We start from the raw sequence: 24650 nt of genomic DNA, 5'->3' as shown, positions 1-24650 counted from the left end.
CAGAAAGCGTATGTATATCTATCATAATTATTATTCTTCATATAGTTTCTTGTCTTTTATTTATAATCGTTAGAAATACGGGTTCTAGATTGCCTAAATGAGCGCTTTTTAGTTTAGAAAAGTCTTTAAGTCTCTTCAGGTAATCCGAAAAGCATGCTTGTAGATATACATTATCTAGTAATTTATTATCATACAAAGGTTTCAGCAACCTAAGAATACTAGGTAGATCATACTCTATATCCTCATATCTATCTATAATACTTGAAAAAATTATCTCATCATTCTTAAATAATTCTATAACTTTATTAATACCGGATTCTCTTACCTTTATCAGATATAATACAACTTCTTCTAGAGTTTTGGGAATAGCTAAATCTATATCATTACAATATGCATCGTTAAAACTATTATCAAACGAACTAATTTTATTTCTTAAATCCTCAATGTTTACTGTTGATTGATTACCAGTTAACCATTCTGTTGATATTTCATTACCACACCATCTAAATTTATTTTTTTTATCATTTTTATTCATAATATTATTTATTGTGGATTCCTCTAGTCTTCCACCATAATAAAGTTCCATTTTATTGTAAAATAAAATTGGATTTTCTCCTATAATGAATTTTTCAGTATCTCTATTTTTTTGATGAGCCAGAAAAATACTGATTAGAACATTGTCACATAAGTCTTCGTCATCGAATAAATCATATTTAATAACAGTGCTAATAAATGAAAAAATTATATAATTTAATCTTCTTAAATTTTTTATTTTTGTTTCATTCCACATATAACTTAAACTATTTATTTTATTAAAGAGTATTACTTTTATTATATTAGCATGTTCATTCGATGTATAATTAAATGACTCTAACTGAGCTTGAACCAGATTCAAAATACTTAGGTTTTTATTTTCTAAATTAAACTTTTGACAAGATAATTTATCTATAAACTGATTCTGAAATATACTTGGAGGTATTTTATCAATATTTGCTATAATTATTACTCTCATTTTATATTGTTCAATTAATTCATTAAGGAGACCTGTTATTATATTAAATCTATCAGCAATATACATATTAATTAGTTCCTTTGCTGTACCTATAGATTCAAATATTTCTTCGTTTATTACTGATATACGTTCCAAGTCATCAAAAATGAAAATAGAGCGTTTTTGAATATTATTTAACTCATAATCCTTTTTACATAACGAATATATTAATTCACCTATAACTGGTAAGCTTCGACTTATATTAACTATTTTTTTATTGATGCTTTTATCTTCAGCCTCACATACATTTTTTATTTCTTTTAATATTTCAGATCTATTAGTTAATCCAAAGCAAGAAATTCTATAGAATCTATAAGAACCACATTTATTCATTTTTTCCATAAATTCATTTATTCTATGGCTTTTCCCTGAACCCCAATTACCGTTGAGTAAAAATGCAGTCATGTTAATAGAATTTATATAATTAAATAGAGCATTATCTAAATCATCTTTAATATTTTCCTTGAAAATATTTTTGATATACAATTTTCTTTTATAATTATTCATTATATATAAACATATCAAAATAAATGATAATACTATCCACATTATATTAATTGCTGGTTTTAAAAATTGAAATGCTTGATATAATATCTCTAAAATTTCTTGACCCAAAAATGAGATAATAATGCCCTTTAAAATATCTCTACACCATTTAAATGAAAATAATAATAATAATATGAATAATGAAAGCCAGCCTATATAAAAAACTTTATAATACCATTTTTGGATCCAAGTTAATAAAGACTTCATATTTCACCCCTTATTTCTTCCAATATTAGAGATTATAAGTTATAATCCGTCATTACACAACTATATTTATGCTAATTTCACCATATTATTCTATATATTATTTCAATAATAATGTAATAAACGTGACAAAATAAGTAACTAATATAGTATTCCAGAGAAACATGTTATAAAGGCGGCTCTTACATATTTCTGTGACACTTAGTTGCACTTAAGTACAGGTTTTTCTTATATTAATTAGCATTACTGGTCCTTATTTAATTTTAGTAGTACTAGCACGGACAAGATGTTTTCATTTCCCAGCTCTCGCTGAATAGTTCTATTTTACTATTGTAACTTTGTATTAGTCTAATATATTATATAATAAGAAATGTTTTAGCAAGCAATCATCCCCGCTCTAAAATCAATCCCCTAGGTAACGTAAAGTCTTGGGGGATAATATTAGCCTTATAATTATTTAACTTCTTCTAAATATGTAAGTATACTCTTATTTAGCCTATTTTGATTTATAAAACCAATTGATGAAAGTAAAATCCCTAATATACCAATCATGAATAGTGCATTAACAGCACTCAAATATTCTTTTACTCTTTGACTTCTATAATCATCTAACATCTTTTCAAATTTATCATTTATTTCTTCTTTGGTCATTTTATTACTAATCATTTCAGTAATTAATCTTTGTTCTGCTACTTTATATTGAATAGGACTATATGTAATAAATTCCTTGTTAGCAACTGCAATATTAAAACAAGTTATGATACAAGTGAGAACAAAGGGTATTATAAATTCATAGCCTAATCCAGATTTTATCTCTGCCTTAACGGCTACTTTGTCACTGTAACATAATAAATTTATTATTTCATATCTAATTTTATTTACTTCTTCAGATTTTTTTGCTCGTACAAATTTTATTTCAATTTCTCTAAGTTTGCTTTTCTTATCATTTTTATAAGATTTAAAGCCTGATATCACTCTTTTAATAATAATTATAGTTAAACAAGCTCCATAAATTATTAAACTTGAATCTTTATTAAGCATTAATTGATTCGTAAGATAAATTAGCGGTGATAACCACAATATTATATCGAACAATATGTGCCTTATTTCATAAGCTAACACCCTTCTTTTTAAAACTCCATTATATTTTTTTTCACCAGCTTTATGCTCATTTATTCTTTTCCTCATCATTTTCCCTCCTTATTTAACTTTAATCGTATATATTTTACAGTAAACATCCAATAAAAACAATATTTTCCTTATTTTTAATCATTTATTAATTCCCGAATATATCAGATGGAGGTCTTTATGTTCAATTCACAAGAACTATCCTTAGTTCAAACTCGTTATTTTTCCGACTACTCATACATAAATGGAGTTATCGAGATCCGCTCTAAAAATACCGGGCACTGGTGGCAGATTGTAAAAAAGGACATGCCCAGGGCTAAAATGGTTATTGTTCGACATAGGTATCCCGGGGTAAAGAAGTATCATTTACAATGCCATGTACATACTTTTGAAAAAACAATACGCATGATTATTGAACATGATAAATACGTACTTTCAGATTCAATCACTCTCACCAATGCAATAAGCGTCTAAAAAGTTTTTTCGTCTTGCTTCAGAACATATGTTCTGTTATAATGACCTCATAATTCTTTGAAAGGTGATAAAACAATGAACATACCTGTAGACATAATAGCGTACTTTCACAAAGATGGAACAGTCCGGCCTAATTATATCCGTCTGGAAGATGAAGATCATACTGTTGTTACCCATAAAATTACCAATACTCTTTTAAATGAGACTTGCTTTGCGGGAATTCATTCCATGGACTTTCAGTGTCAGTTGGAGAATGAACGAACACTTAATCTTTCATTCCTCTTAGACCGACACATATGGGTTATGCGGTGATTTACAAATATTTCATAGGAAGGCATAATAAAGGTATTATTTTACATAGGAGGAGCAAAATAACCTTTTTAAAAATACCCGGTGAATTAATAACCCTCCGGGTATTTTATGTAATATACTTGTTATTTTATGTAAAACTTTCATTGTATAATGAAAATTTTGGTATTAATAGACTGTTTCTTTGTACTCCTCCGGACTATAATTTAGGCATTAAAAGATAAATCTCACACGGAGGAAAATAATATGAAAAGACTTAAGTATTTATTTATGGCATTAGTTATGGTTACATGTTTAGTTAGTCCAAGTGGTATTGTTTCAGCAAGTAGTTATAGTACCGGAAAGGCAGTTATACCTTGGTATGTTCAAAGTAGTAGCACAATGTGCGGCTTTTCAGTCTCGAACATTACTGATAAACCTATAAATGTCACCATAACACTTTATAATTCAGACGGAACAATTTTATTAGATGATAATAGTGCTAGTACAGGTTTCATTACAGGAACATCAGAATTACTGAATTATTGTGATCAAAACACTGACTCAACATTAACATTTACCTTAAATGCACATAGCACAGGTACTTTCCAGACATACTATAATACTATAAGTAAAAGTGGATATGGAGTAATCAAGTGGGAACAAGATGGAACTGCGATACAAGGGTTAGTAGCTCATGGTGGCTATCAAAATAAAGTTTCAAATACTGTGAATTCTGCTTTTGCCATTCCGATTAATGGAGGATTACCATTTTAATTTAAAGCTATCACATTTTATAAATAACAGATTAACACCCGGAGGAGCATATCATTAACCCTCCGGGTATTTTTATTTATATATCTCCTATAGCATCTTCTCTACTATATAAAAAGAATTATTTACATATTTAGACACAAAACCAATTGACTATTAGATTAGTTAATGGTAATATATGTATGTATTAAAACCCCTAATCCGGATAGAGCTTATTAATACCTAACTTTACAAATTATATAATGCGCAAAAGAAAGGTGGTTTATCTATGAAAAAGGTTTTATCACGTATTTTGGCTGTGGCAATTGCTATTGTACTATTTTCTTCACCATCAATTGTTCAAGCAGCATCCAATCCTGTATTAATTTATGATGAATATGATCTTAAAGTATTTGAACTTCAACCTGATCCTTACAAGTTAATTGCAGGACAATCAGTTACCCTAGAAAACACAACATCAGGAAATGGTTGGTGGTACGTACCTGCTGGTTACACTGTGAAGTTAGGATATTTTTTAGATAACCCAGGATATCATCAAATGAAAGTTTTCCGATCTGGTGTCAATGGAGAAAACACAATGGTATATTATGATAGCCAAATGACAAATGATGGTTACCCATCGGTACTTATACCACCACAATCAGAAGGATATCGTTATCTTGTAACAGCAACAGCTTACTCGAATATAACAATTTCACAGTATTGGGGTTATGTAAAAGTTGAATAATATTAATTGGGTGTCCAAATGGGCAACTATTTATTATTTATACACCTATATTTATATACTTTAAATTATATATTAAAAATTAATTCGGATTTAAGTATATGAAAACTTCACATAACTATAACAACAGTTTAACAAAGAAAGGTGGTTATAATTTATGAAAAAGGTTTTATCACGTATTATAGCAATGGCTATAGCAGTAATACTTTTCGCAGCTCCTACTGCAACTGTCTCTGCTGCTACTTTACCAACATTGGTTATGAATGTAGATGGGATTAAGGTTTACAGGTATATACCAGATCCATATTCTTTATCTGCAAATCAATCCTTAATTTTAAATGATACAACAACCAGCGATGGTTATTGGAAAGTTCCTGCCGGAAATAAATTCACTTTTAATGTTACTCTCTCTGATAACGCAGTAAATCAATACCAACGTGTACTGGTAGTTGGTAAGAAACAGGGAATGATTACATATACAGATATTAGCTCATATAAATATCCTCAGTTTAATCTTCCTGCTCTTCCTTATGATGAGGAATATCAATTCTGGCTTGTAGCAATAACAGATTTATCTGTAGCGGGATATGATGGGTATGTTAGAGTTGATTAATTAATTATTAGGCTACTTCGGTGTATTATCGAAGTAGCCTAATGACTTTTATAGATTTGCTAAAGGGATCTCTTAATATATGATTCTAAACTATTTTTCGATTTTTCTTCCAGCCACGAGTGCTTTTTTAGTATTTACTCCTACACTCCATCCTGTGCTTTTATTCCAACCTAACAAGTCCCAGTACAACAGTACTGCCGCCCTGGTCTTTACTCCGTAATCTCCGTCAACTTTTAAGGTATCAAAACCCTTGACTCCAGCCAGACATGTATTAAGTCCGTTCTGTAGCCAAACAATAGCCAGGAAATTAGTGTCTGGTGTAATATTTCCCAGCGGTCCTTTCGGATATATTGCCTGTAGATCAAACTTCCAGAGCTCATTATCCTTAACCAGTGTAACGAGCTTGGAAGTATAGGATAGGTCCGTAGCCCAACCATCCTCTCGAATAAGTCGGCAAGCTTCCCTATAATCTGTCTGCCCTTTTAAATTTTTATACCTGGTATAGTTCAGGAAATCATAGTACCCCTTAATTCCCTCTATAACTCCTGGATACTTTCGAAATTTTGCCTTAATCGTGTACCATGTACCATCTTTCTTTTGCTCCTTAGTAGAATACTCTTCGTAATCTACCCCGCAGGAGCTCGTCCATTTCATACCAAAAAAATTATTACAGTCTTTCGCAAGGCCAGTCTTTCCCCAAGCGGACTCCAAACAAGCCTGGGCAATCGTCATGCTGGGAAGGATTTTGTATGTAGGATAATATTTTAGTGAGGCAGCTGCAATCTGCTCAATAAATTTTCTATTTGCCATTACTGGAATCCTCCTCTTCTGTTTTCTGTTTTAAGATGTCTATAGCTTTTTTTAAAGGCGGAGGAATAGGTACTCCCATAAGACCGGCATTTTCAGTAATGCTAACAGTCTCGTTCGTTATGTATGCAATTATCACAGCATCTTTAATGAATGTAGTCCCGACTGCCAGATCGAGCCGGTAAGCAATCAAAACGATTAAAAGTGTCATCCCCTTCCTGAATAATCCTGCCCATCCAGCCTTACTTTCCAATGCTCCTGTTTTACTTTTAGGTGACTTTTTAAAGATGCCAGCAACCGCCAGCCCACTTATGTAATCCACCGCCATTACAATGATTAGTGTAGTCAATGCTGTACTCCATCCCCCGAATAATGTTGTTATAAATCCCCCTGTTATACCGATAATTGTTAATACAAATGCTCTTAATCCATCCATTTTCATTATCCTTTCTCAATAAAGAAAAGAGAGCTTTCGCCCCCATATGATAAATTTGCTAATATTTCTATTTTCTCTGTTTCGGTCAACTTAGTATACTCTGTGATAATATCTTCTGCTGTCCTGTTTTCCTGTATCATCCTGGCTTTTATGGCATTAACAAAGATAATTTTCTTCCAACTCGGCATAATTTACACCCCCATCATTTCAGCAAGAGCAATCTGTACTGCTGTAAGCTGTTCTTTTACATCGTCAATCTCTGTTTTTGGCACCTCTTTGTATATCGGTGTGTGAATGGGCTTTGATGTATCAATGCTCTTAAGAATCTTTCCTGTTGGGATTTCTAGCCAAAGAAATGGAATCCCAACAGGTTCCAATACATCCCCGCTACCCAGATAAATTATCCTACCTGTTGTATCATAAATTACTAATGTTTTCATGTTTTCTCCTTCCTTACTCCCATGCAAACCAATCAAATAATGAGTTATTCCATGCAGGTATATATCCATTGTAATAATCCCCTGTACCTCTGCAATAATCGTTATTAAAGGCTGTTTGATAAACAATTCCATTACCAGCGTCAGTAAATATACCTTCACTGAAATATACACCGACATAAACACTAGAACTACCAGAATTTCTAAACATTACGATTTTAGGGACAAAAGTTAATCCGAGGTTACTAATGGGTATCATGTAATAAGTGTTATAATTATAATGAAATGAGCGGCATTGTACCAACGTAGCACTGCTAAGATTTATTTGTCCGCTTGCAAACCTTTTACCAGATATAGCCGCCCCAGCAATCCCTAAAATATTTTTCCCACTCAAAATATTTTGAGGTAGTAAATCTGGTGCTTGAGCAGTTAGATACATATCCCCATCAATACACTGTCTTGCATTTGCAAGACCTGGGCGAAGATATATTCGATTTATTCCATCGGGACTATAATTTCCAACAGTTGCTCCTGCTGAGGCAATATGACCAGTTCCGCTAATAAGACCGGGATTAACCGGGATATTTCCGGTTACCAATGCTCCATCAACATATGCTTTTTTTCCGGAAAGAATATCGCCTGCACTAGCATCTCCGGCACTGGTATCTACAACATTCGCATTGCCAGCAACTCCAAAGATATTTACTCCGGCTTTGATATTCGCTGAAATCAAATCAGCATCGCCGACAACTTTTCCTGACCCATTATGATAACCGGCTGCAATCACCTGGTCTGTTGTCCCGGGTGTTATTGTTACTGCTCCTCTATCTGTCATTGTTCCGGTAATTCCTGTATCACTGTCATTGCTGAATTTTTTTCCTGCTAGTACGTTCGCAGCAACGGCATCCCCCTCCGCACTAGCCTTGATAAAAAAACTTGTACCATTATACCAGACTGTAACTACCTTTCCCGCTGTGAGGGTAGGTGCTGCCGTTCCTCCAAACTTATATAAATTCTTTCCATTAATGGTAGTTGTAGCCCCGTTATTATTGGAAGCAACAAGAAAAGAAATAGTAAATCCATTAACCAGATTCACATTAGTCAATGTAATTGCTGTCGCACTACCTCCAGCCGTTTGGATTATATTTATTTGCTCTAACATATCCTCTACGGTACTATCACCAATTTTCACTACGGAGGCATCTGTATGGGGATAATAGATATTTCCATCACTATCTTGTATTTCGATTTTATTAATTGCCATATGATGTCCCCCTTAATTAGTTACTTTAAAGAATAGCTTTGCCTGGGTGCCGGTTGCATAATCTGTTCCAATTCTTACTGAGTCTCCGGCATCCCCTTTAGGTCCGGTTGCTCCGGTAGCTCCAGTGGATCCAGTTGCACCAGTAGCCCCGGTTGCGCCTTTTATAGATCCGCTATATACCCACTTTGCTACAGATGCAGTTCCGGCAAGTGTACAGGTATATACATATCCCGTACTATTGTTTAAGTACATATCATTTTCAACAGCAGAAGTCACACCTGAACTAGAAAATACAGTCCCTGTTGTACTCGTCCCGGTTACTCCGGTTCCGGTATACCACTGGCTGCCTCTTTGCCCTGTTGCCCCGGTAGCTCCCTGGGCTCCGGTGGATCCAGCTGAGCCTGCGGGCCCTTGGTCACCCTGAATTCCCTTAATCGAACCGACATAAGCCCATTTTGCTACGGATGCAGCTCCGGCCAAGGTACAATTATATACATATCCGGTCGATGAATTAAGAAAATAGTCTCCTAAAAGAGCGGAAGATACACCAGAACCAGAAAACACAGTACCTGTTGTACTAGTCCCGGTTACTCCAGTACCGGTAAACCATTGACTACCTCTTTGACCAGCTGCACCTGTACTTCCGGTATCACCTTTTACTCCTTGGGCACCGGTTGCACCTGTGTCACCCTTTTGCCCTTTTAGTGTACCTGCATCTAACTTCTGTTGAAATGTTTCTCCATCTGAAAAAAGCACGGCATCCGCACTGGTCAAAACATCAACTTCTTTTATTACCGCACCGGAATTTTCATCTAAGAGCTGTACTCTTACTTTGTCTAAAGCCATTAATCCTTCCCCCTCTAATTTATTTTAAGTCCCATATTGGGGCTTACGATTATATTACTATTAACACCTTGTGATATAGTATCTGTAATCTTAAAGTACAAGGTATTTTCCTTTCGCTGGCTGACTTCCGGAATTACATTTGAGATATAGATTTCCCATTTTGTCAGAAGTTCTAATTTCGTTGCATAAGCTGCCGGATCAGTTTTTATCGTAACATTTGCAGCATCACCAATAATCACAGATATACTTATTACCTTTTCAACTATCTCCGTTGTTTGGGGCGGTATGTATTCTGCCAACGAACCAGCATTTCCATAGCAATAAAGAATCTCACCAAGGTTTGGATCTTGAGCGAAAATTCCTATTTCTCTCCAAGAGAAGCCTGTACCTACATCAGCATTTGTGAAGTATCCCTCAACTGTGGCATAGGTACCTGCTTTCTTTATCTGAGATATTGTTATAAATACCTTAGGATCAATTAGATTATTAAGTGTAATCTGAGATTGCCCTGTTAATGTACCAGCTCCCATCCCTATCCGGGTAAAATTTAAGGCCATCCCTGCTAATGCTTTTGATTGCAAGGCTCGACCTTTTTCTGTGAATAGTATTGTACTAAAACTCAATTTAACCCTCCTGTCTTAATGAAACATAGGAACCTGTGCTTAGTTTGAAACTATAATATGTGTTCATAGTTGCTGTAAGAGATATTTCAATGGTATCCAATATTGCAATTTTTCTTTTAACCTGTTCTATTACTGCATTAAATTGATTAATAGCATCTGATTGAAGCTGTGGGTTTTTACTAACAATCTTGAAATGATATGGATCACCTTCATAATCAAACCACTCAATTACTTCAGCTTCACCTAAGGTATCCTTTATAACGCTCTCAATTGCAGATATAGTCCCTAAATTCCAAAAGACACTTTCAGAATTTTTTATCAAATCAATTTTACTACTCATGGGTGCTGATTTTTTATACCATATTATCTGATTAGCATCTGCTATGTAATCCAATTCTGCTTCCCCAAGCATGTCTAAGTTCTCAAAAAAATTAATTTTTGAAATCTCATCATGTAACTTCTTGTAAATAACATCTGCAGCTGCACACAATCCTATTACGGTTTGATCATCCTGCATATAGGGAGGTAATAGTTCAAGTAGACTAATTTTATTTAATTGCATTTTTACCTCCTACACTATACCAGTATATGTAACCTCTGGTTCTCCTGAAATCTGTGCTATGGATTGCTTATTAACTGCTATATAGCTTGGTGAATTGATCGTACAGGTATATGCTCCGGCATTAAGGATATATTTTCTTAGAACATCAGGATTAATAGCTTTTCCAAGTTCAGAACTTTGATATATGACATACGCCTTAATCGCAGCTTCCACATTTGTCTTGATACTATTCTCATTAGACCTATCTTCTTCGCTTACTGTAAAGTTTATATTTATATCATAGCTTACTGTTGTAGGTTTCTGAATAATTACATTATCGGTAAGCGGGCGTACTTCCTTACCATTAAGGGCATTCTGAACACGATCAACAACGAGGTCGCTGGGAATAGTACCATCTTTATTTAATATAGTAATTATAACTGTCGCAGGTTCAGTCGTTACGGTTACACTCCCTATACTGCTGTCCGCTGATTTTGTATGATAGATATAGGCTTCTTCAGCTCCTGCCGTGTTATAGCCAAAGGGCTTTAATAAAATGCGTTCCCTGTACGATTCTGTATCTTCCGTTTCAGAACCTCCGGAGCTAGTATCAATGTTTGTTACATTGGAAATATAAAGTACATTATCAACTAATGTATTAATAGTACCGGCTATAAAACCATTATGCCCTTTACCAGCTACAGTTGCTTCACATATAATATCTGTATATAAACTGTTCTGAATGATTATTCCTGCGTTTTGAGTTGCATAATAATGAATTCCATCTGGTGTAACTCGAATTCCTGCAGGTATAGCTATATCAAATGTTTGTAGAGCTGCAATACGAAAGCGCATTGTGACCAAGGATTTTTCCGCCTGAAGGATATAGACATTCCTTCCTTCACCAATATACTGTAAAAAAGGCATTTCGGCTGTCTGAGCAAAATATTGATTTGCCAAATAATTTGCTTTTTCAGCAATAAGCTTTGCAGGATACATAAAACTATTTATTAATATTCTTCTTTCATCTCCTGCATAAAGCGTAGTCTTAGTTGCCTCTTCATATTTTGCAATTGCTTCTTCCAATACTGCACTTTCATCAAATTTAATAAAATCATACACTGCTAATCACCGCCTTAAAACTATATTCCCCATTCTCATTGAAAGTAATAAGATTGCCCACACTCACAGCTGCTCTTGGTTCTTTTTCTGACAGCATTTCTTGTATTTCAGTAAGCATTAGTGAGGTTATTTTATTCTCAGTTTTATCAATATAGTCTGCGGATACTCCCATATCTCTATCAAAACACACTTCATTTTTACGTATATTTAGTAGATTCAACACATTCTTTTTTATACGTTCTGATTCTGACAGGTTACTATCCCATTTAAACATTCACTCACCCACCCTTAGTATTTCTTGTCTGTTTGGCAGTATTAGCCTTTTTGGATGTGATACTTTCTTTGAAGCTAAGACTTAATGTAGCTTTTTTTAAGATACCACCGGCAGCAAATTCCTGATTGGATATTTCTACCCCTACCAGTTCCCATTTATTTAAGCCGTATGTCTCTTTGCCTATGATAAAGAAATAAGCTTTTCCTTTCATCTGTATCCATTCGTCTATCTCTCTTCTGACATTTGAAAAATCAGATCTAAGAGAGATTTCAAACGACATAGATTCAAGTTCCGGAGCCTTATTTTTAAGTCTCGGTTTACTGCCTCCGTTTTCCTGCTCTTCTGTGTTATAATTTGCAGATCGTGATATATTACCAAATGTATTTATTTTATTATCACTAACAGAGAATACTTTTGAGCCAAATGTTCCAATTTTCATTAAATCACCCCTATCACTGTACCTGTACGAAGGTCATTATCATAAATGGCTACAATGACGATTGAATTCATCTCAAGGTTAGTAACATGCCTTGCTACATCAAGATAAGGTGTCATTATCCCCTCATTCTCATAAATGACTTTAACCTTATCCCCCGAAATCTCTGCTATCTTTCCTCTCTTATTCATCAATAATCACCTTCTATCGGTTTCCTAAATTTAATAGCCTTAGTATCATTTATCAAATCATGATTCACTTCATAAATGAAGTTAACACCACTCCAATTAGCAAAATTACCATCAATATTAATAGTAATACCTGCTGCTATGTTCTTATTCGTAATTACTCCACTGCCTGTATATTCATACTTATTAAAATACCTTAACATACCTTTACAGAATCTTTCACCTTCGCCAAGAGAGCTGACAGGAAAATAAAACCGAAGCTTCTTACCAGTGAGGTTCGAACTAACTTTACTCTTAAAATTTGTACTACCTGACTGATAGGTATTCTCTATTGAGGAAACAATATCTGCATCACTGGTTGAGAAATTGGGATAACTTATAAAATCGTCCTCTGTAATCGTAATTCCAGGTAGAGCCTGCTCCATTTTCTTTTCTGAATATACAATGAGCTTCCCATTATAGACCTTTTGTATATACCCTTCTCTTCGTAACAGCTCTTCCAAATATTCAAGCGGCTTCCTGTCTATTCTCTCTACATAGGAATACAGATAGTTTACTAAATCGTATGTACTTAACTGCAGTCCGGCTTCTTTGCTGATTTCAGAGCATATCTCATACAATTTGATATTCTCACGTATGGTCGAAATTTCGTTAAAAGCTTTTTCAGAGGTTGATAACGCTCGGAGCTTGTACATACCATAATTTAACGAGATGCCGCTTATATACATATCACCTGTATCAATGTTATCCTTAACTACTCTGATTTTATCGTTCTTTGTTAATCCCCAAGTTCGCCAGAGGTCAAAAGTATCATTAAAAGTAATCTGGAGGACATCAGCATGTCCTCCAGCATAATCAATATAATTGCAAGCCCTAATAGATTGATCAGACTCCGTAATATCTACATCCTTTATAAACAGCTTCATGATAGCCTCCAAGGAGGAAGGAGGGAGCTTTTTTCTATAGCTAGTTCCGGTATGATTAACACCTCTCCACCATCAAATACAACAGTATTGATATATTGATAATTCGCTAAGACTAATTCTGTAATGTGATATTCACTCCCATAGGAACGATAGGATATTAAATCCCAGGTATCTCCTTGCCTTGCTACATATTCATTACCCAAAGACCTCTCTCCTTTCCTCTTCATTCATTTGCTTTACCCAAGCTTTGAATTTCTCAAATTCGTCTTCTAGTACTTCTTTCACACCTTTCGCATCTTTGGCATTTACTACTGGCTGATAATAATAATTCACAACCCTGCTATTGTTTGAATTGTCACTGTTCTGTTGAGGAATAGATGCACTTTTATTGTTCATCTTAAAGTAAGAAAGAGCTTCTGTTATTCTATCAATAACCGGTAGGATAGATATTTCTTTAACACCTACTCCCCTTGCTGCTTCACTTAATAATGCTCGTGATCTTGGATTATTATTATGAGGTACTACTGTTTCAGGGACCCTACCTTCACCAATCATTGCAAGTGTAGGACTTGTTACCGTAGCTCCCTTTGCTAAGTAGGGTATCTGTGGTATTTTCCCTATCTCAACACCTGGTATTTTGTTGATTATCCCTGTTAAGCCATTAATACCTCCAATAGCTGTATTTATAAGTCCAATTACTATATTTAGCGGTGACTTTGCATATCCTACAAATCCCCTAAATACACCTGCAAAAATATCCTGAACATTTTGCCAAGCTGCTGACCAATTTCCAGTAAAGATATTTACTATGAAATCAACAATTGAGCCTAAAGTAACTACTACATTGTTAAAATAGCTTATTATTCCTTGAATAATTGGAAGAATTGAATTCAACGCCCCTCCTAATATAGATACAAATACCTGAGCTACAACAGAAATCACTGGTGCAAGCTTTGTTAAAAGACTAAACACCGAATTAATTAACTGTACAACTACCGGTAATATAGAGGTAATAACCTGCATTACTATAGGAATGAGTGCACTTATGGCTGGCATAAGGGCTTTTAAAAGTAAGGCAACTAACGGAGCAAATTGCTTAATTATATTTGTTATTTCTGGAGCTAACATATTAAAAAGCGATATTAAGACCGGCAATAAAGTGCTTATAATATCTGTTATTGGAGGTATAAGTGTCTCAAATGCAGGTATCAACATAGTAATCATTTTACTTATCAACGGAACTAAAGATTTTATAAGCATTTGAACAGATGGTGATAGTTTTCTGATTAACTCCAGGATCACCGGCAAAATCTGCATGAAGAGTCCCATTGGTACTTTTAGTTGTGTAATAATAGGTAAAATGTCTGATATTGTACCCATTACATCCGGAAGAATGTCTGATAACTTAGCAAATCCCTTATCGATGATTCCTTGAAGTACCGGTCCAAACTTTGCGGATGCTGCCTGCAAACTTTGTAATCCTTTCGTAGCATAAGGCAGAATACCTTTGAATAATTTATTCATTAAAGGTAATATGAAATATCCAATTTCCTCATGAATTGCATCAAAAGTATTCTGTGTCTGGAGTAACTGCCCCTGATCTGTCTCTCCTAACGCCTTATTTACTCCACCTACATTTTCTTGTAGTACCTGTGCAATGGTGGCAGCTCTTAACGTTGCATCACCAGTTTTAATAGCTTTTGCTTGAGCTTCATCAAACGTAATACCTACACGAGATAGAGCCCCCACATTACCCATCATAGCCTTACCAATAAGGTTTCCTATTGCAACGCCATCACTCTGGGAAGCATTCAATCCTTTTTGCTGTGCAAGGAGATCTGTCATACCGGTTGATAAAACAGATATTTCTTTTTCTGAAAGCTGATATGTAGCCAACTGCTGCATTCCGGCCATTGTAATATCTGCGCCTATTACACCGTTCTGCTCTATCTTATCTGCTACATTACTAAGCACTTTTGCTGCATCTGCTGCAGCGTTAGGCCCTCTAATTTGAATTGACTTTACATTTTCAAGAACAGAGGCAAGTTTTGTTTGAACTTCTATCTGTGCCTTTGCAGCCGTTACTGTTTCAGAAGCAAAATCCTTTAATTTTGATATAGCTTTTATGGCACCAAAAATCTTTAAAGCACCTGTAGCTACAGAAGTCAAAGATTTTGTCATAGCCTTTGCAGCTACTTTCGTCCCTTCTCCCATTGCTTTTTGCATTGATTTTGCAGTGTTCTGCGTTTGATTCTTGGTCTTATTCAAGGCTTTTAAGAGGGTTCCATCCACTTTACCGCCAAGTGAAATAACTGTATTTAGAATTTTTCCGCTCACTTCTCACCTCTTTTGCTCTTTTCAAGGCTATTTCTCATTTCCTCATTTCGCTTTTCTGAAATAAAAACAAGGGTACTATAACAATCCAGAAATATGCCCATTGGCATGTCCAAAGCAGTCATATAATCAGTCGAGGTATCCATTGTAATAGTACCTGCTACTAATTTTATATACTCTATTCCTCCTCGCTCTCCATATCCGATGTTCCTAGCAAAAAATTACGCACCAACGAGCAAGCCGCTGTAAAGTCCTGTGTACTTGGCATACGCTTAAGCTCAGATACCGGGATACCGGATGCAAGTGCAAAATAACCGATCTGAACGTTGATGTTAAGCTCCGGTACTGATATGGACTCCTTTTTACCGAGTCTTGTAACCAAATTAATGTATTGAATAGGTTTCACAAAATTCAAATCATAAGAGATTTCTTTGGTAAGTTCTCCATTGATTTCATATGGCTTTGTTAATTTCAATACCCCTGCAGCTTTTTCTTCCTTTTCACCTACTTCTTCAGCATCCTCCTGCATTGTTTCTTCAATAGTCTCAGCTTTTAATTCATTGCTATCTTCATAAATATTCATATGAGTCCTCCTAAATTAAGATAGACTGGATTATTGTCCAGTCTATTTATTTAATGCTTTATTCAATTCCTTTGAGTAATCCTTACCATTAATGATAAGAACTCCATTAAGTGGATCTATTTCAAAGAGTACAGAACCATTTTTAACCAGCTTATAGTAAGTACAAGCTATATTAATCGTCATTTCAAGCCCCTCACCCTTCTTCGCTTCCGCTGCTGGTATATTCTTAGGCCGTCCCTTTATCGTAGCGGTATAAGCCGTATAAGAAGTATCATATGTACCACCTATATTATCTACCGCCCAATTAAGCCTAAGATCAACCCCACTGGGATTAATAGCAGCTATAACACCTGAACTAAAAGATTTTGCAGTAATGGAGGCTTCCATTGCTTCGATATTATAGATATCCGGGATATTTACTGTCCCAAAGATACCGGCACCAGAGACTTCTCCATCTGCAAAGGATATTTCCGGTGTAGCAAAAGCTGTTACATCCTCAATCTCGATATATTTTCCACTCTTTTTAATGGTTGGAAATAAATCAGCGACTTTATTTGCATAATATTTCATCTTACTCCTCCCCGAAATATGATTCTAAACCGGCTGCTGTATACTTAACCTTTCCTGTAATACTCTTGCCGGGAGGTGTGCTAGTTTCAGCAATATTAAATACAAATTCTCCGTCTGCAAGTGAACCTATTGGATTTTCAGAACTTGTAAAGGTTATAACTCCATACAGCAATGCTCCGCTATTGACAAGGTTATTTAGTTTCACCTGGTAATCATCTACGATTTCTTTTGCTTTTCTGGTAGGAATAGGCTTATCAATGTAATCAAAATTTTCAACTTGAAAATCATTGCATACATAATCCCTCATCTGAACCGCTACATCACTTAGATACTCCGGAAGAATATTGCTTTTATTACTCTCCAGATAGTTCGCCATGCATACACCCCAAGTTCGCCAAGAGCCGGAAGCAAAATTACATGTGGCAACTCCGATTTCATTTAATGAATTGGCTGCCTTTTCATTCTGTAAGATTAGATTACCGTTGCTATCACATAAGCCTTCAATATCAAGTATTTCATTGGATGCAGATTCATACGGTATATTGTCGTTAGCAATATCAACCTTCATCTTGGCAACAATAAAAGCTACCACCAGACTGTATATCAGTCCTCTTTTTCGAGTATACGGCCAGCAAACTTTCATTTTAGGGCTGTCATATCCTTTTGTAGCTTTCTCTGAAGCCACGTTTGAATGGTCTGCAGATTTTAGTTGAATATATGACTGTGTATACCAATGACTATTAATCTGTCCTTCTGAACACTCCTGTAACTTGTCCGCAACAGTTGTTCCAGCTACGCCATTCACAGCTTCATCTTCCCACCCAGGTGCTGCAAGAACAGATGGAACTGCTCCAATAGTTTGTTCAAAATAATCTATTACACTAAAAGTTTGAGATGTCATAACCAAAGTACTCAGATTAGAAACGACTGAATATGTAACACTGGTACTATTTCCAAGGCTCTTCTTTAAATCTGTAATGATGATATACCTTCCATTATCATCATAAGCTGCAGTATAATCAACGCCTCTTACTTTTCCGGTAATTGCAACGGAATTAAGGATAGCAAGTCCATTAACATTAATAGAACCTACACCATTTGAAATTGCAACAGTCTGAGTAACTGAATCTTCTGATATCTCAATCTCTGCAGCATTTACTAGTAATATAATTGGTCCTACAGCACTTAATTTGTTTCCGAAATGGGCATTTACTGCCTCACACAGGCTGTATTCCCTAGGCCATTTTCCCGATACCGGCTCATAATATCCTAGAGTATTTCTGGCAGCTTCTAGGCTACTGACAATATATGCTTTCCCTGCGATATCAGCCCAATTTGCTACATCAACCTGCCAATAAGGGGTGGACCCGATATAGCATGGTATAAGAGAGCTTTTTTCTGCATCCAACAACTCACTATCCTGTTGGATAGCATTAATACCTCTTGCCATTGTTATTTCCTCCTAATAATTTATTTTGTTCCTGTTTATATCATGGGAAGCTGAGTTGATTTGAAAGCTCAAATACCCAAAACTATAGGGGTAAGTAAGTTCCTTTGTATTGTACGATCCCAGTTTAACAGGCCTTTCTATTGTAGTTCCGCCCACTCCTCCCACAAAAAGCAGTCTATCTTTCAACCATTCCAGCAAATTAATCACATCTTCATATGCCTTATTATCTGGAATATCCAGGTCATTTTTTGGATCTTGCAGATCATTCACATATGACTCAGATGGATAACAACAAGTTTGAATAAGCAGCTGCGTACTGGAATTTTCAAAGTCCGAAACATTCTCATCAAATCCAATCATAATATAAGGAGCCTGAAAAAATTCATTTTCGGCTCCATATAATGAAAAATTGGCATGTGGGAGATTTCCGGTTGTAACTGCAGGTATAACCAAACAGGGCTTTTCAATTCCCTGTTTATTTAACGGAGGTGCTTTCGCAAGCTTATAATCTGCATCCACTAATTCCCGATGAATAAATTCAGTATATTCATGTAAAATCCTTAGTACTGTTTTTGCCATATTATTTCCCTTTCATCCTCTCTAAGGTGCGGTTCCTGTAATGCTCGAAACGTTCTAAATACTTTTCCTGCATGTTCTTTTGCATCGGCTTATACACTTCGGGATTGGATACCATCTGCGGAATAGATATTGTCTTTAACGGTGCAATCCCACCATTATTATTAAGTTTAATCCATAACATAGTATTTCCTCCCTTAATACTTGCAGGATTCGCAATAAAGGCATGTTTTACTTTTTCTTTCCCTTTCTTCCGGATGGTTGCAGTAGCTGTCTTTCTCTTAGTACTCTTAATCCCCTTTTGAGATGTATACTCTCGTGGTGTGATACTAAAATGTGTACTGGTTCCAACCGTAAGCCTCCGGCTTGAAACTGTTATTTTTCCATTTTTCAAGTTTGAAAATGTTGCTCTCTGAAGCTTGGTATTTTCTACTATTTCTTTTTGTTTTAGATTATACCGAAGACTTACTTCTCTTTTTTCAGTTGTAATGCCGGCTCTTAGAGCATCATTAATAGCCATGCTCATGTCCTTCTTCCCATTAACTGTGGAAACTGTTTTTAACTGTTCAAAGAAAGGAGTATCAATTTTGGTATTAATCTTAATCACTTAACCACGCCCCATACGTAAGAATATGCACAGCATACCAGCATCTGTTTTAACTTCATCAATGGTATAAGTATTATAATCAAACACAACAACTTCGTTCATGATGGGAAGCGTAGTAAATTGCTTTTCGGATACAAATACCATCCGGCCACCTTGCCCAAGTGCTTCAAACTCAGAGGAGTATTTTCGTATTAAGGAATCATCATCAACAACTGCTGTAATCTCCTTCTTATTCCATTGATATTTATCTGCAAACTCATTTGTATTGAAGAATACCCGGTCAAGATCATCTTCTAAACTTTCCTTAAACCCCATTGCCACCTCCAGTTAAATGTTCCTCAGTATAATTAGCAATGGCATCAATCAAAACCTCTTTTTTATCCTCTTCCTCCAAAGTATGCAGACCGATTGACTGAGCATATTCAATTAATTCTTTTTTTGTCCTCATTCTTTTTAGCTCTTCAAAAGTTTTAAACGGAGCTTCTTTTCCATCATCGGTATCTGCTTCACCAAGCTCATCAACATATTCGGCTATCTTTTTATTTACCAGAATTTCTTCTTTGCTCGGATCCAGATTAAGGACAGTTCCTGGGCCTAAAAGTTTAGGCCCATACCTTCCAGAAATTATTCTTATCATAGAATCCCTCCTACAATACCTGGGCAACTACCCAAGCCTTCTTATCGTTTGGTACCGGAACAGGTGCCGAAGCTACACGAATTTCTCTTACTTCATTCTTTGCATCGGAGAGATATTTCGGAATCTTCTTTCCACGATATGTATGGAATTGGTTATCCTCCTGTTCAATCTGTGATACAGCACCATACAGCATTCGTCCCATACCGGGAGCTGTAATAAAGAGCGTTCCTGAAGGCATGAAAGGTTCAATATCTCCATCTTCATCTTCATATACTTCATCATAAACGAAAATATCAAGTTTCTTACCTCTTATGATAATCGTTCCAACATGAGCAACCCCATCCGGAGTTTCGATAGGATCTATATTACCAATGTTAATGCTCTTATTATCAAGCAGTTTCTGAATCTTGGGATCATTTATGAATCTGGCATAAACATCTGCTGCCATATTCAAATCTTTCGCAGCACACCCTTCCGTTGTCAGCATAAAGACCATCGCATCCAAATCTTCATACAAGTCCGCGGTACTTTCATCCCACTGAGCAGTTGGTGTATAGACATTCTGAAATCCATCCTGGTTATCGTAGTATCTTAATACCTTCTCAACCGGTTCACCTTCCCCATACTTTTCAGCATAATGTTTCATGATAACTTCACCTGTCAGAAGCAACTCCCTGCACATCCATTCTTCTCTCCGGTCAATCATAGCAGAAAGGTCTGCCAAATCTTCTCCCAGTACCTGCGCTTGTCTTTGCTCCGGTGTCATATCAGAATACAGGTCCTCTCCAAAGCCTTTATCATTTAAATCATCAATGGTAAGTGGTCTCTGTGGTGCAATATAAGGCGGTATATATTCTTTGGCAGTGTATCCTTCCCTATCAATTGTAATTCCACCTTTTCTTGGTATTACAAAAGGTGCGAGTTTTCTGTTTCCTTGCTTGTATTCAATTAAAACTTTCTTAGTAGGAAAAATATCCTGATCGGATGTGGGAAAGTAACGGTTTCTGAACCAGTTTAGCACCGGGTAAATCTTCTTAACTGTTTTAATAAGTGTTCTGGTATCGTAAATTGACATATAAAAAATCCTCCTTCGATTATAGTGAACTTGATAAGAAAATACCTACAGCTCTTAAGGTTTCTTCATCGGTTAAACTCAGTTCGTGGCCAGCTGCTACTATCAGCTCATTGCGGTTAAAATGCCCTGAAATATAGACAACTGCTGTTACATCTCCCGTTGTTGATGTTGTATCCACATCATCTGATATGATACCGTTGGCTTTTGAAGAATCCTGGCCAGAGGTAAGAGTTGTACCAAAAACAATATAGTCATTGGTAGGGGATACCAGCGAAATAACTGTTCCTCGCTTTACAATCCCCTGGTTAGCCTTCAATTTAATAGTTTTTACATCAATAGGATGTTTGCTGTCATATATCAGCTTATCCGGCTTCACTTCATAACTATCCTGATTAAGAAGTTCCATCATTATTTACCTGCCTTTCTTTTTGAATTAGCGGTATTCGCCATAAGGTTAATCAGCTCTTCATCATCATCTTCCTCTTTTACATCAGATGGTTCTGATTTTACGCCGGACACTCCGGATTCCTGATTATCTTTTAAAGCATCATTAAAATACTTATTCCCACTGGCTGCATTCGCAGTTATAACCTGAAGAGCCAATTCAGAAGCTGTTATTGTTTCGGTATACTTCGCCTTGTTCACAAGGTCTTTTGGAACAGAACCTGCAATATTATCAATTGCCTGTAATCTGTTTCTTTCCTCCGTCACCCCTTCCTGTCGTGCTGTAACCTGAAGAGTATTAATTTCATTTTGCACTTCCGGATGTTCGTTGAGAATTTCTTCTAAGGTCATTTTAGTTCCTCCTTGATTAATATTATTTTTATTTATATTAAAAGCCTGCTGCTCTTCTGATTTATCCAGAATGGCATCAGGCTTATTATCAAGTAATGGTTTTCCTTTTACTTGTACCTTAAGTGTACTTCTTAATTTTTCAATCGTTTCTGAGCTTAATTGAGGTGTATTATTGAAAATACCAATATTACCAGAAGCTGAATTACTAAACTGATTTTTTACAGTATCTTGAAACATTACTGAATCTATGAACCCCTTCTCAACTGCTTCTTGTGCTGTCATCCATGTTTCTTCATCCATAAGAATTGTCAGCTCCTCTTCTGTCAGACCAGTTTTTTCGATATAAGCATTCATGATAGAGCGATCAACCGTCTTTAAGACTGAGGATTGCTTATCCATGTCCCTATAATCCCCTTGTGCCCAACTGGATGCATTATGTATCATAACAATTCCAACAGGAGTGATCTGGCTCTTTCCAGCCTCCATAATAATCGTTGCTGCACTGGCTGCAAAAATTACAGTGATAATAGCATTTCCTTTATACGCCCTTATAGCTGTATAGATTTCATAGGCTGCCATAACATCCCCGCCACCAGAATTGATTTCCACCTCAATATCTTGGTTTCCAGCTGCCTCTAATACCGCAGCTACATCCCCTGGCGATGTGGCTTCATAACCTAACCAGTCATATATCCACTTATCGTCATTCGATACGATAGTACCTTTTATATTAACTTTCATAGTTTGTAGTACCTCCATCTAAATTTATTATTTTACTCATCTTTTGATTTTCAAGAGCAAGTTGTTCCACATTACTATCAAAATTACCTCCGTTCATTTCGATGGTTTCTTTTTCTCTCGTAGAAAAACCCTTTTCAACCTTAAGTGCCGCTGCCTGAACTTCTACTACAGGATTTAATTGCCCTTGTGCCGGCCCATTCCATTCCGCTCTGCAGTATGCTTTTTTAATAAGCGGATCCAGGAAGAATCCCGGAGCATTAACTCGACCCTTTGCTACAGCTTCTGATAGCCATAGTTCATATATTGGCTGACAAAATCCATTCGCAAACCATGTCCTTCTCATTCGAAATGACTTCCAAGCTTCAAGTAATGCAGCTCTCGAAGCAGAATAAGAAGCTGTAAAATTCTTTGTCAGTAATTCCACCGGTATTTCCAGTGCAGCTCCTATGTATTTTGTCATGGCATTTACAAATCCATCAAAGTTGATGTTTGGTCTTTTGGCATCTACAACCTCAATGTCTTCACCTTGTTTCAGAAAATTAATCAGCCCGTTTCCTAATTCATAAGAGGATTTATCTAATCCATCAACCAGTTCCTCTTCCACTCCTTCAAAGTCAATATCATCCTCTCCTTCCGTGGTTTTTACAAACACAGTAAACATCCCATTAATAACTGCTGCCATTATTTCAGCTTCTGTATACCTGGTTAATTGTTTTAGTGTTTCGATAACTGGAGCTAAAAAAGGAACGCCTCGATATTGTTCACAGCGTTCCGCTTCAAATATGTGAATAACATTTGGATTTCCTGTTAATTCTCCGTAAGCTTCAACTCTTGTCCACTCTTTATGCGTATCATAATCATCAATATAAGAATTCGATACATAATAAGCAATAACCGCACCATCATCATCTACTTCTATACCATTAACTATTCTATTACTGTTCTTTTCATTGGTTAAGCTTAAGTCAATGGAGTATCCATAGGAATTTGGATTAGAAATCTTATCTCCTTCAATTAGCTTAATCCTGAGTTGGTATGGCATGTAGGGAGTTGCATCTTTATATTTAATCAACCCAATGCAATCACCATTCATTAACCATGAGACTAACGCTATCTGCTGAAGTTCTACAAAAATATGCTGCCTGTTATTATCACACATCTTCGATTCAGACCAGAGTGCCCATTCTTTCTCAATTTGCTTTTCGAGTATATCAGCTTCTTCATGAGATATCCCAATTACTTCATGATCTATACGTGATTTTAAGACTAGGCCGGATCCAATTACATTTGTACGGTTTGTCTTAATAGCTGAAGTCGCAATTGGAGCAGTCATATATAAGCTTCTTGCCCTCTGTCTTAGAGTATTCAGATTCAGATCAATATCTTTTTGTGGAGATTTACTTTTAGCGGGCCACCCTTTCATACTATTTTTTCTTTTACTGGCACCGCCTTCATCATATCCGCTATTTTTAAATCCCATATCCCGTAGCATATCAACTTTATATCTAGCTGTTTCCCTTTTTAATGCCTTTTCAGGATTAATGTTATAATAAAAATTATCTATAATACCCATTTAACAT

Annotated in this window: 34 protein-coding genes; 5 read left to right on the top strand and 29 right to left on the bottom strand. The window is 35.8% G+C overall.

The features are described from left to right. Nucleotides 1-37: 37 nt before the first annotated feature. Nucleotides 38-1804, bottom strand: coding sequence for a P-loop NTPase fold protein (locus tag bsdcttw_RS06035; RefSeq protein WP_185258484.1), 1767 nt, complete (start codon nt 1802-1804; stop codon nt 38-40). A gap of 450 nt (nt 1805-2254) precedes the next feature. Further along, nucleotides 2255-2992, bottom strand: coding sequence for a hypothetical protein (locus bsdcttw_RS06030; RefSeq protein ID WP_207726496.1), 738 nt, complete (start codon nt 2990-2992; stop codon nt 2255-2257). A 117-nt stretch (nt 2993-3109) separates the two neighbouring features. Here bsdcttw_RS06030 and bsdcttw_RS06025 point away from each other — a divergent pair, with 117 nt between their 5' ends. The 5 genes from bsdcttw_RS06025 (at nt 3110) to bsdcttw_RS06005 (ending at nt 5802) form a co-directional block, all read left to right on the top strand. Then, nucleotides 3110-3403, top strand: coding sequence for a hypothetical protein (locus bsdcttw_RS06025; protein WP_185258482.1), 294 nt, complete (start codon nt 3110-3112; stop codon nt 3401-3403). 75 nt (nt 3404-3478) lie between these two features. Continuing rightward, complete coding sequence (locus bsdcttw_RS06020; protein WP_185258481.1) at nt 3479-3715, top strand: hypothetical protein; 237 nt, start codon at nt 3479-3481, stop codon at nt 3713-3715. A 243-nt stretch (nt 3716-3958) separates the two neighbouring features. After that, complete coding sequence (locus bsdcttw_RS06015; RefSeq protein ID WP_185258480.1) at nt 3959-4468, top strand: hypothetical protein; 510 nt, start codon at nt 3959-3961, stop codon at nt 4466-4468. A 265-nt stretch (nt 4469-4733) separates the two neighbouring features. Continuing rightward, nucleotides 4734-5192: a hypothetical protein gene (locus bsdcttw_RS06010; protein ID WP_185258479.1), complete on the top strand. Its 459-nt coding sequence runs from the start codon at nt 4734-4736 to the stop codon at nt 5190-5192. Between the two features lie 154 nt (nt 5193-5346). Then, nucleotides 5347-5802 (top strand): hypothetical protein, encoded by a 456-nt coding sequence (locus tag bsdcttw_RS06005; protein WP_185258478.1) that lies wholly within the window; start codon nt 5347-5349, stop codon nt 5800-5802. 90 nt (nt 5803-5892) lie between these two features. On the opposite strand, the gene bsdcttw_RS06000 is transcribed toward bsdcttw_RS06005, so the two are convergent. Genes bsdcttw_RS06000 through bsdcttw_RS05870 form a run of 27 tightly spaced genes read right to left on the bottom strand, consistent with a single transcriptional unit; the run spans nt 5893 to nt 24643 of the window. Then, nucleotides 5893-6612: a glucosaminidase domain-containing protein gene (locus bsdcttw_RS06000; protein WP_185258477.1), complete on the bottom strand. Its 720-nt coding sequence runs from the start codon at nt 6610-6612 to the stop codon at nt 5893-5895. Further along, nucleotides 6602-7045: a phage holin family protein gene (locus bsdcttw_RS05995; RefSeq protein ID WP_185258476.1), complete on the bottom strand. Its 444-nt coding sequence runs from the start codon at nt 7043-7045 to the stop codon at nt 6602-6604. The genes bsdcttw_RS06000 and bsdcttw_RS05995 overlap by 11 nt, the downstream gene beginning before the upstream one ends. 5 nt (nt 7046-7050) lie before the next feature. Beyond that, a complete protein-coding gene (locus tag bsdcttw_RS05990; protein WP_185259960.1) occupies nt 7051-7233 on the bottom strand; it encodes a hypothetical protein in 183 nt (60 codons plus the stop codon). Nucleotides 7234-7236: 3 nt separating this feature from the next. Then, nucleotides 7237-7485, bottom strand: a complete 249-nt coding sequence (locus bsdcttw_RS05985) for a hypothetical protein (protein ID WP_185258475.1) — start codon at nt 7483-7485, stop codon at nt 7237-7239. A 13-nt stretch (nt 7486-7498) separates the two neighbouring features. After that, the gene (locus bsdcttw_RS05980; protein ID WP_185258474.1) at nt 7499-8746 is read right to left on the bottom strand and encodes a hypothetical protein; all 1248 of its coding nucleotides are present in this window, start codon (nt 8744-8746) and stop codon (nt 7499-7501) included. 12 nt (nt 8747-8758) lie between these two features. Beyond that, complete coding sequence (locus bsdcttw_RS05975) at nt 8759-9592, bottom strand: collagen-like protein (RefSeq protein WP_185258473.1); 834 nt, start codon at nt 9590-9592, stop codon at nt 8759-8761. A 14-nt stretch (nt 9593-9606) separates the two neighbouring features. Next, nucleotides 9607-10215, bottom strand: a complete 609-nt coding sequence (locus tag bsdcttw_RS05970; RefSeq protein ID WP_185258472.1) for a hypothetical protein — start codon at nt 10213-10215, stop codon at nt 9607-9609. Between the two features lies 1 nt (nt 10216). After that, entirely contained in the window at nt 10217-10777 is a 561-nt protein-coding gene (locus bsdcttw_RS05965; RefSeq protein WP_185258471.1) for a phage tail protein, read from the bottom strand. Between the two features lie 9 nt (nt 10778-10786). Next, nucleotides 10787-11878 carry a baseplate J/gp47 family protein gene (locus bsdcttw_RS05960; RefSeq protein WP_185258470.1) on the bottom strand — a complete coding sequence of 364 codons (1092 nt, stop codon included), beginning with the start codon at nt 11876-11878 and terminating at the stop codon, nt 10787-10789. Beyond that, complete coding sequence (locus bsdcttw_RS05955) at nt 11871-12152, bottom strand: hypothetical protein (RefSeq protein ID WP_185258469.1); 282 nt, start codon at nt 12150-12152, stop codon at nt 11871-11873. Before bsdcttw_RS05955 ends, bsdcttw_RS05960 begins: the two co-directional genes overlap by 8 nt. Nucleotides 12153-12156: 4 nt before the next feature. Next, a complete protein-coding gene (locus bsdcttw_RS05950) occupies nt 12157-12591 on the bottom strand; it encodes a phage tail protein (RefSeq protein WP_185258468.1) in 435 nt (144 codons plus the stop codon). Further along, nucleotides 12591-12779: a hypothetical protein gene (locus tag bsdcttw_RS05945; protein ID WP_185258467.1), complete on the bottom strand. Its 189-nt coding sequence runs from the start codon at nt 12777-12779 to the stop codon at nt 12591-12593. Before bsdcttw_RS05945 ends, bsdcttw_RS05950 begins: the two co-directional genes overlap by 1 nt. After that, a complete protein-coding gene (locus bsdcttw_RS05940) occupies nt 12779-13702 on the bottom strand; it encodes a hypothetical protein (RefSeq protein ID WP_185258466.1) in 924 nt (307 codons plus the stop codon). Before bsdcttw_RS05940 ends, bsdcttw_RS05945 begins: the two co-directional genes overlap by 1 nt. Continuing rightward, nucleotides 13699-13905, bottom strand: a complete 207-nt coding sequence (locus tag bsdcttw_RS05935) for a tail protein X (RefSeq protein ID WP_197979827.1) — start codon at nt 13903-13905, stop codon at nt 13699-13701. Before bsdcttw_RS05935 ends, bsdcttw_RS05940 begins: the two co-directional genes overlap by 4 nt. Next, nucleotides 13898-16039: a phage tail protein gene (locus bsdcttw_RS05930; protein ID WP_185258464.1), complete on the bottom strand. Its 2142-nt coding sequence runs from the start codon at nt 16037-16039 to the stop codon at nt 13898-13900. The genes bsdcttw_RS05935 and bsdcttw_RS05930 overlap by 8 nt, the downstream gene beginning before the upstream one ends. Continuing rightward, complete coding sequence (locus bsdcttw_RS05925) at nt 16036-16182, bottom strand: hypothetical protein (RefSeq protein WP_185258463.1); 147 nt, start codon at nt 16180-16182, stop codon at nt 16036-16038. Before bsdcttw_RS05925 ends, bsdcttw_RS05930 begins: the two co-directional genes overlap by 4 nt. Nucleotides 16183-16214: 32 nt before the next feature. Continuing rightward, nucleotides 16215-16619, bottom strand: coding sequence for a hypothetical protein (locus bsdcttw_RS05920; RefSeq protein ID WP_185258462.1), 405 nt, complete (start codon nt 16617-16619; stop codon nt 16215-16217). 42 nt (nt 16620-16661) lie between these two features. Beyond that, complete coding sequence (locus bsdcttw_RS05915; protein ID WP_185258461.1) at nt 16662-17189, bottom strand: phage major tail tube protein; 528 nt, start codon at nt 17187-17189, stop codon at nt 16662-16664. A gap of 1 nt (nt 17190) precedes the next feature. Then, entirely contained in the window at nt 17191-18639 is a 1449-nt protein-coding gene (locus bsdcttw_RS05910; protein ID WP_185258460.1) for a hypothetical protein, read from the bottom strand. A 12-nt stretch (nt 18640-18651) separates the two neighbouring features. Beyond that, entirely contained in the window at nt 18652-19218 is a 567-nt protein-coding gene (locus tag bsdcttw_RS05905) for a hypothetical protein (RefSeq protein ID WP_185258459.1), read from the bottom strand. Nucleotide 19219: 1 nt separating this feature from the next. Beyond that, nucleotides 19220-19822, bottom strand: a complete 603-nt coding sequence (locus tag bsdcttw_RS05900) for a phage tail protein (RefSeq protein ID WP_185258458.1) — start codon at nt 19820-19822, stop codon at nt 19220-19222. Then, entirely contained in the window at nt 19823-20137 is a 315-nt protein-coding gene (locus tag bsdcttw_RS05895) for a hypothetical protein (protein ID WP_185258457.1), read from the bottom strand. Further along, complete coding sequence (locus bsdcttw_RS05890) at nt 20127-20459, bottom strand: hypothetical protein (RefSeq protein WP_185258456.1); 333 nt, start codon at nt 20457-20459, stop codon at nt 20127-20129. The genes bsdcttw_RS05895 and bsdcttw_RS05890 overlap by 11 nt, the downstream gene beginning before the upstream one ends. A gap of 10 nt (nt 20460-20469) precedes the next feature. Then, a complete protein-coding gene (locus bsdcttw_RS05885; protein WP_185258455.1) occupies nt 20470-21534 on the bottom strand; it encodes a major capsid protein in 1065 nt (354 codons plus the stop codon). A gap of 19 nt (nt 21535-21553) precedes the next feature. Then, the gene (locus bsdcttw_RS05880; RefSeq protein ID WP_185258454.1) at nt 21554-21943 is read right to left on the bottom strand and encodes a head decoration protein; all 390 of its coding nucleotides are present in this window, start codon (nt 21941-21943) and stop codon (nt 21554-21556) included. Next, nucleotides 21943-23070 (bottom strand): head maturation protease, ClpP-related, encoded by a 1128-nt coding sequence (locus bsdcttw_RS05875; protein ID WP_185258453.1) that lies wholly within the window; start codon nt 23068-23070, stop codon nt 21943-21945. Before bsdcttw_RS05875 ends, bsdcttw_RS05880 begins: the two co-directional genes overlap by 1 nt. Beyond that, complete coding sequence (locus tag bsdcttw_RS05870) at nt 23060-24643, bottom strand: phage portal protein (RefSeq protein ID WP_185258452.1); 1584 nt, start codon at nt 24641-24643, stop codon at nt 23060-23062. Before bsdcttw_RS05870 ends, bsdcttw_RS05875 begins: the two co-directional genes overlap by 11 nt. Nucleotides 24644-24650: the final 7 nt, after the last annotated feature.

Source organism: Anaerocolumna chitinilytica, assembly GCF_014218355.1.
GTDB classification, from domain to species: Bacteria; Bacillota; Clostridia; order Lachnospirales; family Lachnospiraceae; genus Anaerocolumna; species Anaerocolumna chitinilytica.
Note: the sequence above shows the minus strand (reverse complement) of the source record. Positions and strands in the feature narration are given on the sequence as shown.

Coding starts and splice junctions, on each gene's coding strand:
- bsdcttw_RS05990 (WP_185259960.1), bottom strand. CDS start 7,233: ATGCCGAGTTGGAAGAAAATTATCTTTGTTAATGCCATAAAAGCCAGG.
- bsdcttw_RS06015 (WP_185258480.1), top strand. CDS start 3,959: ATGAAAAGACTTAAGTATTTATTTATGGCATTAGTTATGGTTACATGT.
- bsdcttw_RS05940 (WP_185258466.1), bottom strand. CDS start 13,702: ATGAAGCTGTTTATAAAGGATGTAGATATTACGGAGTCTGATCAATCT.
- bsdcttw_RS06005 (WP_185258478.1), top strand. CDS start 5,347: ATGAAAAAGGTTTTATCACGTATTATAGCAATGGCTATAGCAGTAATA.
- bsdcttw_RS05945 (WP_185258467.1), bottom strand. CDS start 12,779: ATGAATAAGAGAGGAAAGATAGCAGAGATTTCGGGGGATAAGGTTAAA.
- bsdcttw_RS05925 (WP_185258463.1), bottom strand. CDS start 16,182: ATGGATACCTCGACTGATTATATGACTGCTTTGGACATGCCAATGGGC.
- bsdcttw_RS05995 (WP_185258476.1), bottom strand. CDS start 7,045: ATGGATGGATTAAGAGCATTTGTATTAACAATTATCGGTATAACAGGG.
- bsdcttw_RS05880 (WP_185258454.1), bottom strand. CDS start 21,943: ATGATGGAACTTCTTAATCAGGATAGTTATGAAGTGAAGCCGGATAAG.
- bsdcttw_RS05915 (WP_185258461.1), bottom strand. CDS start 17,189: ATGAAATATTATGCAAATAAAGTCGCTGATTTATTTCCAACCATTAAA.
- bsdcttw_RS05870 (WP_185258452.1), bottom strand. CDS start 24,643: ATGGGTATTATAGATAATTTTTATTATAACATTAATCCTGAAAAGGCA.
- bsdcttw_RS05890 (WP_185258456.1), bottom strand. CDS start 20,459: ATGATAAGAATAATTTCTGGAAGGTATGGGCCTAAACTTTTAGGCCCA.
- bsdcttw_RS05895 (WP_185258457.1), bottom strand. CDS start 20,137: ATGGGGTTTAAGGAAAGTTTAGAAGATGATCTTGACCGGGTATTCTTC.
- bsdcttw_RS05905 (WP_185258459.1), bottom strand. CDS start 19,218: ATGGCAAAAACAGTACTAAGGATTTTACATGAATATACTGAATTTATT.
- bsdcttw_RS06000 (WP_185258477.1), bottom strand. CDS start 6,612: ATGGCAAATAGAAAATTTATTGAGCAGATTGCAGCTGCCTCACTAAAA.
- bsdcttw_RS05965 (WP_185258471.1), bottom strand. CDS start 10,777: ATGCAATTAAATAAAATTAGTCTACTTGAACTATTACCTCCCTATATG.
- bsdcttw_RS05875 (WP_185258453.1), bottom strand. CDS start 23,070: ATGAAAGTTAATATAAAAGGTACTATCGTATCGAATGACGATAAGTGG.
- bsdcttw_RS05980 (WP_185258474.1), bottom strand. CDS start 8,746: ATGGCAATTAATAAAATCGAAATACAAGATAGTGATGGAAATATCTAT.
- bsdcttw_RS06020 (WP_185258481.1), top strand. CDS start 3,479: ATGAACATACCTGTAGACATAATAGCGTACTTTCACAAAGATGGAACA.
- bsdcttw_RS05910 (WP_185258460.1), bottom strand. CDS start 18,639: ATGGCAAGAGGTATTAATGCTATCCAACAGGATAGTGAGTTGTTGGAT.
- bsdcttw_RS05985 (WP_185258475.1), bottom strand. CDS start 7,485: ATGAAAACATTAGTAATTTATGATACAACAGGTAGGATAATTTATCTG.
- bsdcttw_RS06010 (WP_185258479.1), top strand. CDS start 4,734: ATGAAAAAGGTTTTATCACGTATTTTGGCTGTGGCAATTGCTATTGTA.
- bsdcttw_RS06025 (WP_185258482.1), top strand. CDS start 3,110: ATGTTCAATTCACAAGAACTATCCTTAGTTCAAACTCGTTATTTTTCC.
- bsdcttw_RS05955 (WP_185258469.1), bottom strand. CDS start 12,152: ATGTTTAAATGGGATAGTAACCTGTCAGAATCAGAACGTATAAAAAAG.
- bsdcttw_RS06030 (WP_207726496.1), bottom strand. CDS start 2,992: ATGATGAGGAAAAGAATAAATGAGCATAAAGCTGGTGAAAAAAAATAT.
- bsdcttw_RS06035 (WP_185258484.1), bottom strand. CDS start 1,804: ATGAAGTCTTTATTAACTTGGATCCAAAAATGGTATTATAAAGTTTTT.
- bsdcttw_RS05975 (WP_185258473.1), bottom strand. CDS start 9,592: ATGGCTTTAGACAAAGTAAGAGTACAGCTCTTAGATGAAAATTCCGGT.
- bsdcttw_RS05885 (WP_185258455.1), bottom strand. CDS start 21,534: ATGTCAATTTACGATACCAGAACACTTATTAAAACAGTTAAGAAGATT.
- bsdcttw_RS05950 (WP_185258468.1), bottom strand. CDS start 12,591: ATGAAAATTGGAACATTTGGCTCAAAAGTATTCTCTGTTAGTGATAAT.
- bsdcttw_RS05920 (WP_185258462.1), bottom strand. CDS start 16,619: ATGAATATTTATGAAGATAGCAATGAATTAAAAGCTGAGACTATTGAA.